The following is a 14,104-nucleotide window of genomic DNA, read 5'->3' on the forward strand; positions in this document are numbered from 1 at the left end:
CATACAAGGTAGAGAACGAACAATCCGAACCATCGAAAGGGTCCACATGGCTTTGCAGCACCGCAGTTTGACAACAGCACGCATGACGCTCCATCCCATCACCGGCGCCGTGCGCGCCGCGCTGGTCCTGTTCCTGGCCGTGGGTGCGGCCGGTGCCGGTTTGCCGCAAATGGCGCTGGCGGCCGAGTCCAGCCCGGCCGCCAACCTGCGCGATTACAGCATTCCTGCCGGCAGCCTGCGCGATGCGCTGTCCACGTTTGCCATCGCCGCCGGGATCAACCTGTCCACGCAGGGCGTGGCGCTCGACGGCCTGGCGACGCCAGGCTTGCAGGGCCGCCATGGCGTCGCGGCCGGCCTGCAAAAACTGCTGCAGGGCAGCGGACTCGAAGTGCTTGCAAACGGCAATGGCAATTACCTGTTGCGTAAAATCAGTAGCAGTACGGCCGATGGAGGTCTGGACAGCATGCCCGCCGTGATCGTCAGCGCCGAGGCGGACCGCGCCACGGAAGGCACGGGGTTATACACGTCGAGGAATCTGTCGACGGCCACGGGCTTGAACCTGTCGCAGCGCCACACGCCGCAAACGGTCAGCGTGATTTCGCGCCAGCAAATGGAAGATTTCGACCTGACCACCTTGCAGGACGTGGCGCGCGCCACGCCGGGCCTGTATGGCAAGACGCAGGGCGTGTCCGACCAGGAAACCACGTATTTTGCGCGCGGGTTTGCCTTGAGCCACGTGAATGTTGATGGCTTGCCGCTCGATGTGACGGGTTTCAATGAGCGCAACGTCTCGGCCGACATGCTGATGTACGACCGCGTGGAAGTGGTGCGCGGCGCCACCGGACTGATGGAAGGGGCGGGCGCACCGTCGGGCAGCATCAACATGATACGCAAGCGCCCCACGGCCACGCCCTTGCTCAATGCGTCTGTCTACCTGGGCAGCTGGAAGGACCGGCAATTGACGGTCGATGGCAGCAATGCCCTGAACGAGTCGGGCAGCCTGCGCGGCAGGGTGGCGGCCAGCTGGCGCGACAGCGACAGCTTTGTCGATGTGGTCAACAATACCAATGGCACCGTGTATGCGATCGTCGAGGCGGACCTGACGCCGTCGACCACGGCCGGCATCGGTTTTTCGCGCCAGCACAGCCGCACCGACGGCGTGTTCGTCGGCTTGCCGACCTTGCCCGACGGCCGCCACATGGATTTGCCCCGCTCGACTTTCCTGAACAATGCCGACTCGTTCCAGAAACGCGACAACAACGTCGTCTTCGCCGACCTGGAAACCACGCTGGAGCAGGGCTGGCGCAGCCGCTTCGCCATCACGCACATCGATGCCTCGTCGAGCACGCGCAATACCACCAACAGCCGTGTCGAGGGCGAAACGTATCTGCTGGAACAGTCGGAAACTGGCTGGAAGTACAACACGCAACAAGTGGTGGCCGACTGGCGCTTGAGCGGCCCCGTCACCTGGTTCGGCCGCCAGCATGACGTCATCGTCGGCGCCAGCTACCGCCATGACGATTCGGACGCGGCCCAGAGCTGGGAAGGTGCGGGAAAGCGCGTGTTCGATCTGCGCCAGTGGAATCCCCGTGCCTACTCGATGCGCGGCGCGCCGTTCGAGCCGTACAACTGGGGCCGCAAGACGGACGAGAAGGGCATTTATGCGGCCGGCAACTTCAGCCTGGCCGATCCGCTGCGCCTGGTGCTGGGCGGGCGCTTCGGCTGGTATGCGCAGGATGTCACTGGCTGGTATGCCACCAAGCCGACGTGGCGCCGCGACCTGACGGAAAACGCGAAGTTTACGCCATACGCGGGTCTGGTCTACGACCTGGACGCGCACCATTCCGTGTATGCGAGCGGCACGCAGATCTTCCAGCCGCAAAGCGTGCTCGATGTCAAGGGCAATACCTTGCCGCCGTTGAGCGGCACCAACCTGGAATTGGGCGTCAAGGGAGAATATTTCGGCGGCAGGCTCAATGCCAGCGGCGCCCTGTTCCGCATCAAGCAGAATAACCGCGCCATGGCCGATGAAGTCAATTGCCCCACGGGCGGCGCCATCTATTGTGCCCGCGCGGCCGGGCAGGTAAAAAGCGAAGGCGTCGACTTGCAGTTGTCGGGCTCGCCTCTGCCGGGCTGGCAGATCGCGGGCGGCTACACCTATGTGCTGGCCAAGTACACGAAGGATAGCGTGGCGGCGAATATCGGCCAGCGCATCGCCACGGATGAGCCGAAGCAATTGTTCAAGCTATACACGACTGTGCAACTGGGGGGCAGCCTGGCGCGGTGGAACTTGGGCGCCTCCGTGACTGCGCAGGACAAGATTTACCGGAGCGACAAGGCTTACCTGACGCAGCAGGGCGGCTACGCCATCGTCGGGCTGACGGCCGGTTACCGCCTCAGCGAGCAGGTACAGCTACGCGTGAGTGTCGACAACGTGCTCGATCGCCGCTACTACCAGGGCCTCGGCTATGCCTGGTCGGGCGGGCTGGAGCGCTACGGCGCGCCGCGCAGCGTGCTGCTGTCCCTGAATTACAAGCTGTAGCCGCTGCGCCAGCAGAGCGCGCCCGTGCGGGCGCCTCTGCTACACTGCCGCCGTCTTCACTTTCACACTGCTCCCATGTCCGCCACGCCAGTCCTGACGCCCCTGAAAAGCGCTTTCCAGCTATCGCGCACCGAGAATAACATCGAGCTGATCCTGCCCGAACTGCTGGCCGCACAATTGCACGTCGTCATCGGCGGACAAAGCGAGCAGATCGACCTGTTCCTCGTGCCGTCGCCGAACCCGGAGCGCCAGTGCGTGACGGTGGCGGAAGACCCGGCCTTCCTGGCCGGCATCGCGTTTCCCAAGCTTCCCGTCACGGGGGCGCAGCTGATCGCGTCGATTCCGCCCGAGATCGAGATCGTTATCCTGCATGGCGATGGCGCCAACTACCTGACGCGCGAGCAACTGGCGTGGTTCCGCGACATGCGGGCATCCAACGCTTGATCGGTATTCCCGCCAAGCTCTGCAAGCCGGTGCGCGCCGAATGGATACGCTTTGCGCCGGCCGACGATGCCAGCTCCCATGCGGCGATGATGGCCAATCTGCGTCCCGTGCTGTGGCGCAGCGTGCTGCTGGGCGGCTGCGCCCTGATCCTCGCCTTTGTCCTGCAAGCCGTCTGGCGTGATGTGTCGTACGCGGGCGAGGCAGTGCTGCTGCTCCTGCCGGCGCTGGCCGCGTGGACCATCGGCCTGGTGCTGCTGCCGGATCGCAATCTGTCTTTTCATGTCGAAATCAACGACGCTGGCCTGTTGCTGCGCCGGGTGGCGCGGGGCTTGCCTGGCCATGACAAGGTGCTGCAACTGACGCCGCAGCAGATACGCGCGCTGGAGGTGGTCAGCTACGCGGGCCCGGTGGATGTCTACCGCGGCGGGCCGCCGATGGCGCGCCTGGAGTTGCTGCTGCACACGAACCTCGACGCTTGCCCGCTGATCCGCGTGGTGGGCATGGATTTGCTCGTGCCGCAGCGCTGGTCGTTGCGGCAGATCAAGGACGAGCTGAGCCGCCGTTGTACGCTGGCCGGCATTGCCGTCAGCGAGACGGCCGGCCCGCATTACCAGTCGTGCGCCGCCATCCGCGCGCGCTGGCCGCAGGCGTAATTGATTCTGCTATGATGCACGCACGCTGGCCCCGTGAGCGCCGGTGAAAAGGAATTGTCCATGAATAGTTTCTTCTGCCGGGGCTTGCCGCAGGTCTGCACGCTGCTTGCCTGCGCCGCCTTTTGCCTGCAGGCCGATGCCGCCGAACCCACGCTGGAAGCGACCATTGTCGCGCTCGACGCCAAGGCTTTCGATGCCTTCAATCACTGTGCCGAAGCGGGACGCCTGCAGGAACATGCGAGCTACTTTGCCCCGGATGTGGAGTTTTACCACGACCAGGGCGGCGTCACTTGGAACCGCGATGCGATGCTGGCCAACACGCAACAGCATGTCTGCGGCAAATTTCGCCGGGAAATTGTCGCTGGCTCACAGCGCGTCTACCCGATCCAGGACTTTGGCGCCATCGAGCAGGGTTCGCACCGCTTTTGCCAGTTCGATACGGGTAGCTGCGACGGCCTGGCCGATTTCACCATCATATGGAAGCAAAGCCCGGCAGGCTGGCACATGACGCGCGTGCTCAGCTACGGGCACCGCGCGAATAAATAAGTGATATCCAGGCAAGCCTTGCCGGACCTGTCGCTGCGCGCCGTCATTGCGGGCAACATCGACGACGTGCGCGCGCTGGCGCCGCACGCGGCGCAGCAGGATTTTATTGCCAGCAATGCCGAGTCGCTGGCGCTTGCCGCCGCACACCCGCACATGCACGCGCGCACCATCTATGCCGGCGAGGTGCTGGCCGGCTTTGCCCTGTATGCGGAGCCGGGCCCGGCGGGCCGGCAGGATACCTACGTGCTGTACCGGCTGATGCTGGCCGCCGGCTGGCAGGGGCAGGGCCTGGGCCGGCGCGCGCTGGAGTTGCTGCTGGGCGAGATGCGCGCCCGCGGCGCGGCCCGCGTAGCGCTGTACTACTCGCCCGCCAATCTGATAGCGCGGCAGCTGTATGCATCGGCCGGTTTTGTCGAAACGGGCATCGACGCGGATGGCGAAATGATGGCCGTGCGCACGCCGGCGTGACGGCGGCGTGCCTGGCCGCGACGGGCAACTGTCGCCGTATCGCCGCAAAACATGTATTTCCTGGCAATTGTATTGCTGAAGTCCTATGAATATTTTCGTAAAGCAACTATACTCATGACTCTTTAAAAAATCATCGTCACGCTGGCGGCCAGCTATCCGCGCCAGAGTTCGTACGTATTCCGCTTGTTCTCTCTGAACGGGCACCTTTCCCCCGCGCGGCAGGCGTGGGCGTGATGACCGAGCCTTGCCCTGGTCGATTGCTGCCGTTGTCATTTTCGCTGTGTTGCCGCTTTACTAAAAAGCCTGGCATCGGCGCGCGGTGCGCTGTCATGTTTTGCGACGTCACGTTTCACTCTATGTAGTTCACGACAGTATGCTGAGTTCCATCTTTGCCTTTTCGACCGATACCGTGCCGTATATCTACGGCACGCACGATGCCTGGCTGGTGCTGTTTTCCATCGCTATCGCCATCTTTGCCTCGTTCATGGCCCTGCAGATCGCCGGCATGGCGCGCAGCAGCGAACGGGGCTTCCAGCGCCAGACGGCCATCATCACAGGCGCCATCGCGCTGGGCGGCGGCATCTGGTCGATGCACTTCATCGGCATGCTGGCTTTCGACATCTGCACGCGTGTGTCCTTCGAACCGGGTCTGACCCTGCTGTCGATGCTGCCTGGCGTGGCCGCGTCATGGGTGGCGCTGAACCTGCTGGCGCGTCCGCGCATCAACTGGCGCCAGCTGGTGGTGGGCGGCGTGCTGGTGGGCGTGGGCATCGGCTCCATGCATTACAGCGGCATGGCCGCCATGCAAACTTCGCTGACCCTGCACTACGAGCCGTGGCTGTTTGCCCTGTCGCTGCTGGTGGCCGTCACCATGGCCATGCTGGCGCTGTGGATACGCTTCGGCCTGAGCGCCATGCGCCAGCGCCTCAGTGCGCTGACGGCGCTGCTGGTCAGCAGTGTCGTGATGGGCCTGGCCATTTCCGGCATGCATTACACGGGCATGCTGGCGGCGCGATTTTCCGGCACGCCCACGGCAGGCGAGAACACGATTGTGGTGCAAGCCTCGTTCGTGGCCCTGGCCGTGGCCCTGATCACCGTCACCCTGACCGTCTTTGTGGTCGCCGCGAACGGCTTGCTGCGCTACCGCCAGTTGCTGCGCCATGCCAGCGCCAGCGAGTCGCGCCTGCGCGCCATCGTCGACACGGCCGCCGATGGCCTGATCACCATCGATGGCCAGGGCAAGGTGCGCTCCTTCAATCCCGCCGCGGAAAGCCTGTTTGGCTGGCGCGAAGCGCAGATCGTTGGGCGCGACGCCAGCGTGCTGCTGCAACCGTCCGACGCCGCCGAGTACGAGGGCTATCTGCGCGACTACCTGGAAACGGGTGCTTCGCGCATCCTCGACAGCGGACGCGAACTCAATGGCCGCCACAAGGATGGTGCGGTGCTGCCCATGCGCGTGGCGATCGGCAAGATCGACACGCCGGGCCAGCCCCTGTTCGTGGCCTTCGTGACGGACATGCGCTCCTCGCGCAGCATGGAGCAGGCGCTGAAGGACAGCGAGCGCCAGTACCGCACCCTGATCCGCAATATCCCCGGCGTGTCCTTCCACTGCAGCTTCGCGCCCGAATGGAAGATGATCTTCATCAGCGATGCCGTCTTCAACCTGACAGGCTGGATGCCGCAGGACTTCATCGAAGGGCGGGTCAGGCTGTTCGACCTCGTGCATCCGGACGACCGCCAGCGCGTCAGCGACACCTGCGTGCAGGCGGCCGGCGAGAAGCGCGATTTCGAGAACGTCTACCGCCTGATCCACCGCGACGGGCGCGAGCGCTGGGTGCGCGAAAGCAGCGGCCCCGTGCTCGACAACGACGGCGTGGTGCGCTGGATCGACGGCGTCATCCTCGACATCACGGAAAGCGAATTGCGCAACGCCGAATACGAAGGCAAGGTGACGGCCATCTCGCGCGCGATGGCCGTCATCGAGTTCGACCTGCAGGGGCGCATCCTGGCGGCCAACCAGAACTTCCTCGACCTGCTCGGCTACCGGCTCGATGACGTGCTGGGTCTGCACCACAGCATCTTCTGCGAACCGGCTTATGTCACTTCGCCCGACTACATCGCGTTCTGGCAGCAACTGGCGCAGGGCGAATTCAATACGGGCGAGTACAAGCGCATCGACAAGGATGGCCGGGAAGTGTGGATACAGGCCTCGTACAACCCGATCTTCAACACGGACGGCAAGCCGTTCAAGGTGGTCAAGCTGGCCACCGACGTGAGCGAACGGCGCGCCATGCAGGAAAACCTGCGCGCGGCGAAAGACCGCGCCGAGCTGGCCGCCGAATCGAAAACCAGCTTCCTGGCCAACATGAGCCATGAAATCCGCACGCCGATGAACGCCATCATCGGCTTTACGGAAGTGCTGCTGGGGACCGCCCTGGACAGCCTGCAGCGCCGCCACCTGGGCACGGTGCGCCAGTCGGCCCGTTCGCTGCTCGAGCTGCTCAACGACATCCTCGACACGGCCAAGCTGGAAAAAGGCGCCACCGAGCTGGAACTGGTGGACTTTTCGCTGCCGGACCTGGTCGACCATGTGGCGGCCTCCCTGCGCATCACGGCGCAGGCGCGCGACCTGGTGCTGCATGTGGACGTCGATCCGGGCATGGGCCAGTTCTTCCTGGGCGACGCGCGCCGGCTGCAGCAGGTGCTGACGAATTTGATCGGCAACGCCGTCAAGTTCACGGAAGTGGGCCACGTGCGCGTGGCCGTCGCCATGCAGGGCGAGCAGGTGCATATCGCCGTGCACGACACGGGCATCGGCATCCCCGCCGACCGCCTGGACAAGATCTTTGCCCCATTTACGCAAGCCGATTCTTCCATGAGCCGCCGCTTTGGCGGCACGGGCCTGGGCACGACGATTTCGCTGCAGCTGGTCGAACTGATGGGTGGCACCATCACGGTGGAAAGCACCCTGGGCGTGGGCAGCGTGTTCCATGTATTGCTGCCGCTGGCGCCGGGCAAGGCTGTGGCGCGCCGCAGCGAACAGCCCGTGGTGGCCTTGCCGCCGCTGCGCATCCTGGTGGCCGACGACGTGCCGCAGAACGTGGAGCTGCTGCAGATCAGTCTGGGCGCGGCCGGCCACCAGGTGATCGCCGCCAGCGATGGCGAGAGCGCCGTGCGCGAGTTCAGCCGTGGCAGCTTCGACATCGTCCTGATGGACGTGCAGATGCCGCGCATGGATGGCCTGGAAGCGACACGCCTGATTCGCGTATACGAGCGGGAACAGGGCTTGAAGGCGACGCCCATCATCGCCCTGACGGCCAGCGTACTGGAACAGGACCGGCGCGCCGCGCAGACGGCGGGCATGAACGGTTTTGCCTCGAAGCCGCTGGAAATGCACAAGCTGACGGCGGAAATCGCCCGCCTGCTCGATATCGCCGTGGCCATGCCGCCGCCGGCGGCCGGCTCGGCGGCGCGTGCCGCCGCAGGCCAGGTGGATTGGCAGCGCGGCATCGCCCTGTGGGGCGGCCGCGAGACCTTGCAGCGGGCCATCGCGCGCTTCGTGCAGGCCAATGGCGATTGCGCCGCCATGCTGGCGGCGGAACTGGAGCGTGGCGATGGCAGCGTGGCGGGCCACCTGCTGCACCGTATCAAGGGCGCGGCGGGCAACCTGTGCCTGGTGCAGGTCGAAAGCCTGCTGGGACGCATCGAGCAAGCCATCGCGCGCCAGTTGCCGGCCACCGAATTGCTGGTACAGCTGGCGGCCGCCTTCATGGCGCTGGCCGGCGAGCTGGAGGAGGGTGCCATGGCGACGCTGGCGCCCACCGATGCTGCGCCGGCTGCCAGCGCGCCGCTCGATGCATCCGTCGCTGGCGCCTTGCTGCGGCAAGCCATCGTCAGCCTGGAAGGCGGACAGCTGGACGATGCCCTGATGGCGCAGATCGCTGCCATGCTGGCGCCGTACGGCCAGCAGCAGCGCCTGCAGGCGCTGGCCAGCGCCATCGACGATTTTGAATTTGCGCGCGCCGCGGACGTGCTGCGCCAGTTGCTGGCGTGGCTTGAGGCTCCCGCGCCGGCCGACCTTTCCTGATATTGGGCTAACGATGACCTTACACGAAGACAAACCGATCCTGCTGCTGGTGGACGACGAAGCGACGAATCTGCAGGTGCTGCGCCAGATCTTGCAGGATGATTATCGCCTGCTGTATGCCAAGGATGGCGAGAAGGCGCTGGAACTGGCGCAGAACAATCCCGTCGAACTGATCCTGCTCGACATCATGATGCCCGCCATGACGGGCTACGAAGTGTGCCGCCAGCTGAAAGCCATGCCGGCCACCGCGTCCATCCCCGTGATTTTCGTCACAGCCCTGTGCGACGTGAAGGACGAGGCGGACGGCTTTGACGCCGGCGCCGTCGACTACATCACCAAGCCCGTCAGCCCGCCCATCGTGCGCGCCCGCGTGCGCACGCATTTGTCGCTGGTCGATGCCGAGGAATTGCGCCGCTCGCGCCTGCAGGTGATCCAGACCCTGGGCCAGGCGGCCGAATACAAGGACAACGAGACGGGCATGCACGTCATCCGCATGAGCTATTATGCGCGCCAGCTGGCGCTGGCGGCCGGCTACAGCGCGGCCAGGGCGGAAGATTTATTGAATGCGGCGCCCATGCACGACGTGGGCAAGATCGGCATCCCCGACGCCATCCTGCAAAAGCCGGGCAAGCTCGATGCGGACGAATGGAGCGTCATGCGCCGCCATGCGGAAATCGGCGCGGCCATCATCGGCGAGCACGCGGGCGGCCTTCTAAAAATGGCGCGCATCATCGCCCTGACGCACCACGAGAAATGGGATGGCAGCGGCTATCCGCAAGGCTTGCAAGGCGAGGAAATCCCCCACGAAGGCCGCATCGTCGCCATCGCCGACGTCTTCGACGCGCTCACCAGCGAACGCCCGTACAAGCGCGCCTGGACGGTCGAAGAGGCCATCGCCACCATGCAGCGCGACAGCGGCACGCACTTCGACCCGACCCTGCTGGCGCTGTTCATCGAACAGCTGCCAGCCATGCTGGAGATCAAGGACAAGTGGCGCGAGCCGGTGTAGGGCGTCTCAGGTCAGGGTGGGTCCACGCGCAGGTGATCGGCCAGCAGGCGCGCATAGGCTTCAGTGTTGCCGAATTGTACGTGTGAGCATGCCATGCTGGTTCCCAGCGCTGCCATATGGCGCGAGGATATCGCATAGGCCAGTTTACCGGGCTGTCGGCGCGATGGATACATGAAACCATGGATCTGGCGTTTCTCCTGTGCAATGATCTGATCCAGCTGCCAGCCCAGCCTTTGACACCAGCCGTGATCGGGGCTGCGCAGTTGATCATAGATGCCCAGCCGGCTGGCGGCCAAGCCTGTCAGGTCGAGCAAGTTCAGAAGGGTGGCGAATGACAAGGTTGCGATCAGCGCCTGTTCCGCCCTGTGCGCGACGTAAAAGGTACCGGGGCGCGTGACGTCGTTGCAGCAAAGCTGGGCTTCCCAGGCAGCCGTGCAGGTATCTTCTGCGATATACACCCAGTGATAGGGGAAACCGTCCGGGCCGGCCAGCGCGGCGGGAGGACCGAAACGATACGTGCGTTCGACCTTTGCCGGCCAGATGGATGCCGCGCTCCACGCTGCGCGTATCAGGGGCTGGTCTGCTTGATGGGTGGCAAGATTGCGCAATAATTCAGCACGCAGCAAGGCCAATGCCGGCAGGCGCGCAGCCATTTCTGGCGGGATAGGTGTTTCTTCCAGTTCAGGCGTCATGCCGGACTAGCCTACGATGTCAGCCATCCCCCTATGCTGCCACTTGGCCGCCGCCAGCACCTTGCGCAATCTCTCGTTTGCCGGCAGATCCAGCAGCGCCTGCTGGCTTGGATGGATCTCGGCGCGCGTTTCGAACGATTTGCCTGCAAGCATCTCTGCCGGCGACAGCTCGTTGAGTTCGTCAACACGGCTGACCCAGAAGGCATGGATTTCACTACTCGGCTGGTCGGCAAGGACGGTCAGTACCGGCCCAATCAGTTCCGGCACGGGCTGGACAAATTGCCAGGCTGGAAATTCCTTGCCGATGCTGCGCCCCTTGGGCGTCACGCAATAAAACCGCTTGCTTTCCACTGCGCGATACAGGGACGCCTGCGACAGTTCCACCCATCCTTGTCCAATGACATCGGACACCTTGAGTTTTGACACGGGAAGCTGGAGCGGCGCGAGCGGCCGCGCGGCGCCCAGCGAAGCGCGCGCCTGATGGAGTGCGCGCGTGGCCACGTCGATCAGGCGCTGGCGCTCGGGCCCTTGCGCCAGTACGTCGAGCTGTGCGGTCACGAGCTGCGAGAATTGTTCCACCACCCGCAGGTCGCTATCGGTTAATGCCTGACGCTCGGGCGCCAGAGTATCGTGATGCAGATGCGCTGTCATGATGATTCCTTTGCAGTAGCGTGGTAAAGAACATCATATACAAGATTCTCATGTTTCGCAACTTTATCACGTGACGCAACTTTCTTATCCAGCGTTAAGCCATGCGGGGAGCATGCCAGGTGCCTTAAGGCAAAGTGTCTGGCAGCCGCAAAATCCGCCGTATCTCCAGAATCGCCTGCGGGCTTTCCTGCACGCTGTGCCACGAAGGGATGACTTTTTCCGACAGCGCGCCGTCGAGGTGGGCGCTGGCGTAGGGCACCACGCCGTCGCTCGATTCAAGCAGGGGCAGTTCCGGTGTGTCGTTGCCCATGATGGAGTAATAGCGCACTTTCGGGCTGATGGGCAGGTCCGCCACCAGGCGCACGAAGGGGTCCTTGTCGCTGAGGTTATCGATGCTGTTGGGGATGCGCAGCGGTTCGCTGCTGCCCGTGTCGAGCTGCGCCAGGCTGCCGGCCGCGTCCGACAGCTGCTCGAGCATGTTGATGGGCAGGGTGACGAGGTTGGCGATCCAGCGCGCCACCTTGTGGTTGGCGAACGAGGTGCCGCGGTGCGGTGCGGCGATGAAGATGGCGCGGTTTACCTGCGGCATGGCCGTGAAATTGAGGTAGGGCGCCAGTCCGGCGCGTACTTTTTCCGCCTTCTTGCCCTTCAAATTGTATTCTTCCGTGATGGCGTCGAGCAGGGTGTTGCTGGCATCCGATACCATCAGGCGCGCCAGCACGCCGCCCATGCTGTGGCCGATCAAGACCATGTCGTTCGCCGCATCCGCCTTGGCTGACGGGTCGAAATGCGCCAGAGTGGCGGCCAGCGCCTGGCGGATGGCGGCATTGTTGGCCGCCAGTGGCGCATTGCTGGGGTAGTACACCTGCCAGATCTGGTAGCGGCGCCGCAGCTGCTCGTCGCCCATCAGTTCATTCGCCACATTGATCCACGCTTCCGGACTGCTGGCCAGGCCGTGCAGCATGACGATGGTGCGCTTGTTCGGGTCGTAGGGCTGCATCAGGTGCACCTGCGGGCGCGAAATGCCGTCGGCGCGGCCGAACAGGGTGCGCAGCGCCTGCACGCCGAAGCCGGAACGGGCCAGCCACAGGCCATAGCCGGCCGTGAAGTTGGCCGCCACGGGCAATTCCTGGCCCGCCATGCGCGTCGAGTCGCTGCGCGTCGGGTCCACCAGCATCACCATCAACTGCTGCGTGGCCAATACCTCCTGCAGGCTGTTGCCGTCGAAGCGGATCAGCGCCGTGACGACGGGGAAGCGGGTTTCCTGGTAGGGCACATACTCGCCTTTCGATGCGCCTGGTTTGGGCATCACGGCGACCAGATCGGCGCCGAAGCCGTCGCGCCGGTACACATTGCGCAGGCCGGAAAACGACAGCGAGGTGGCCGGCAGCAGTTCTTCGGGCAGGGTGCCGTCTTCGGGCAGGCGCAGGGCCGACAATTCGCTGTCGATCTGCCAGCCGGCGACGCGGATCACATGGCCGTCGGGGCGGTATTCGCCACGGTGGCGGAACAGGTTGCCGACGGCCTTTTGCACGGCATAGTTATAGTAGTCGCGTATTTGCGTCTGGCGTTCCTCGAAGGCGCGCTGGCCCGGCGTGCGCGTCGTGTAGAACAGGTATGCGTACGCGTAGCGGGCCGATTCGAGCCAGGCAGCGAGCAATTCGGCGCTGGGGTGGCCACCCTGTTTTTCTTCCGCCAGGGCGCTTTCCAGCCACAATTCAGAGAGCGTGGCCAGGCGCTGCTCGTCGCTGAGCAGCTCGGAGCGGGCCAGGTCGGCGCGGCAGCTGCCCGTATTGCTTTCGCAGGCGGCGATGTCGCTGCCGATAATGCGCAGCACTTCGCTGGCCGCAGCGCTGAGTTTGCCCGTGGTGAGGATGTCGCCGCGCCGCTGCTGCAGGTAGTCGGCCGGGGAGATCGCGCTGACGGTGACGGCGGCACAGCCGCTCAGCAGCGCCGCCGCGCACAGCAGGGCGCCCAGGCGCAGTCGCCGCATCAGCCTGGCCGGCATCTCAGAACGAATAGACCAGGGTCAGCGACGTCTGCGTATCCGTGTTCTTCTTGTCGTCCGGTACGCGCGTGTCGTTGCGCGCGCTGAAGGCGGCCTTCATCTGCATGGTGCCGTTGATTTTCGTGCTGAGGGACGTTTCGGCGATGGAGTGGGTGTTCGACGTACCACGTTCGACGCTGAGCGTCTGCGAAAACATCGCCGACTGGCTGATTTTCCACTTCATGGCGGCCGCGCCGCGCACCGTCAGGCCGTGCTCCGATTCGCCCGTGTCGTTGGTGCCGCTGAAATAGCCAGGACCGAATTCCACGTCGACGCTCTTGTCGCTCGACTGGTACCAGCGCGAGCCATGACCGACGGCCAGGGTCGAGTACTTGGTGTAGGCGCCGAACTTGTCGTTCACGTGCGAGGCCAGCACGAACAGTTTTTCATGGTCGGCCATCAGCTTGTAGGCGGCCTTGGCGGAAGCAGAAAAGCGTTCGGCCGAGCGTTCGCGCACTTTCTGCCCGTCGTCGTTCGTCGTTTCATCTTCCTTGAAGTAGCCGCTGAAGATGTACTGGTTGCTCCAGTCATCGAGTTCCTGGCGTGCGTCGATCTTGCCCGTCACCGAGGTGCCGACCGTATTGCCCGAGGTGGTGATGGCGCCCAGTTCGGCGGAGGTGCTCCAGCTGCCGATGGGAATTTCATCGAACAGCATGGTTTGTTTTACGTCTGCGGCGGCGGCGCTGCCGCAGGTGATGGCCATGGCCAGCGCCAGTGCGAGAGAGTGGGTCGATTTCATGGCTGTATTTGTCTATGGCGCGCGCCGGGCGTGCCTGCTGTTCGTTAGTGGCGGTGGTGTCGATGCAGGCCGCAGCAATCGGGGCGGCGCCGATAAAAACATGCGTACGTACGCGCGCGCGGGCGCGGCCAAACATTGTCGAGGCTGTATTGTACCCGACCCCGCCATCGTTTGCCGCACGCGACAGGGCTGGCAAGTGGCGCGCGCCTGGCGTATGCTGCGCCTG

Annotated in this window: 11 protein-coding genes; 7 read left to right on the forward strand and 4 right to left on the reverse strand. The window is 64.4% G+C overall.

All coding sequences use genetic code 11. The annotated features are described in order from the left end of the window. The first annotated feature begins 82 nt into the window (after positions 1–82). The 7 genes from ACP7EG_RS06590 to ACP7EG_RS06620 all read left to right on the forward strand — a co-directional run bounded on the left by ACP7EG_RS06590 (position 83) and on the right by ACP7EG_RS06620 (position 9,749). Positions 83–2,542, forward strand: coding sequence for a TonB-dependent siderophore receptor (locus ACP7EG_RS06590; protein ID WP_426086954.1), 2,460 nt, complete (start codon positions 83–85; stop codon positions 2,540–2,542). 75 nt (positions 2,543–2,617) lie between these two features. Further along, complete coding sequence (locus tag ACP7EG_RS06595) at positions 2,618–2,986, forward strand: hypothetical protein (protein ID WP_426086955.1); 369 nt, start codon at positions 2,618–2,620, stop codon at positions 2,984–2,986. Next, positions 2,953–3,639, forward strand: coding sequence for a hypothetical protein (locus tag ACP7EG_RS06600; protein ID WP_426086956.1), 687 nt, complete (start codon positions 2,953–2,955; stop codon positions 3,637–3,639). The genes ACP7EG_RS06595 and ACP7EG_RS06600 overlap by 34 nt, the downstream gene beginning before the upstream one ends. A 60-nt stretch (positions 3,640–3,699) precedes the next feature. Next, positions 3,700–4,185 carry a nuclear transport factor 2 family protein gene (locus tag ACP7EG_RS06605; RefSeq protein ID WP_426086957.1) on the forward strand — a complete coding sequence of 162 codons (486 nt, stop codon included), beginning with the start codon at positions 3,700–3,702 and terminating at the stop codon, positions 4,183–4,185. Next, positions 4,186–4,653, forward strand: a complete 468-nt coding sequence (locus ACP7EG_RS06610) for a GNAT family N-acetyltransferase (RefSeq protein ID WP_426086958.1) — start codon at positions 4,186–4,188, stop codon at positions 4,651–4,653. It begins immediately after the preceding gene. 373 nt (positions 4,654–5,026) lie between these two features. Beyond that, positions 5,027–8,740 carry a PAS domain S-box protein gene (locus ACP7EG_RS06615; protein WP_426086959.1) on the forward strand — a complete coding sequence of 1,238 codons (3,714 nt, stop codon included), beginning with the start codon at positions 5,027–5,029 and terminating at the stop codon, positions 8,738–8,740. Positions 8,741–8,753: 13 nt separating this feature from the next. Beyond that, positions 8,754–9,749, forward strand: coding sequence for an HD domain-containing phosphohydrolase (locus ACP7EG_RS06620; RefSeq protein WP_426086960.1), 996 nt, complete (start codon positions 8,754–8,756; stop codon positions 9,747–9,749). Between the two features lie 11 nt (positions 9,750–9,760). Here the strand turns inward: ACP7EG_RS06620 and ACP7EG_RS06625 are convergent, their stop codons facing one another. From ACP7EG_RS06625 to ACP7EG_RS06640, 4 genes are all read right to left on the reverse strand, one after another. Further along, positions 9,761–10,441, reverse strand: coding sequence for a hypothetical protein (locus tag ACP7EG_RS06625; protein ID WP_426086961.1), 681 nt, complete (start codon positions 10,439–10,441; stop codon positions 9,761–9,763). A gap of 6 nt (positions 10,442–10,447) precedes the next feature. Further along, complete coding sequence (locus ACP7EG_RS06630) at positions 10,448–11,092, reverse strand: hypothetical protein (RefSeq protein ID WP_426086962.1); 645 nt, start codon at positions 11,090–11,092, stop codon at positions 10,448–10,450. A gap of 124 nt (positions 11,093–11,216) precedes the next feature. Further along, positions 11,217–13,085 carry an esterase/lipase family protein gene (locus ACP7EG_RS06635; protein WP_426086963.1) on the reverse strand — a complete coding sequence of 623 codons (1,869 nt, stop codon included), beginning with the start codon at positions 13,083–13,085 and terminating at the stop codon, positions 11,217–11,219. Positions 13,086–13,101: 16 nt separating this feature from the next. Continuing rightward, positions 13,102–13,878: a DUF481 domain-containing protein gene (locus ACP7EG_RS06640; protein ID WP_071077123.1), complete on the reverse strand. Its 777-nt coding sequence runs from the start codon at positions 13,876–13,878 to the stop codon at positions 13,102–13,104. Positions 13,879–14,104: the final 226 nt, after the last annotated feature.

The organism is Janthinobacterium sp. PSPC1-1 (assembly GCF_049897625.1).
Lineage (GTDB): Bacteria > Pseudomonadota > Gammaproteobacteria > Burkholderiales > Burkholderiaceae_D > Janthinobacterium > Janthinobacterium tructae.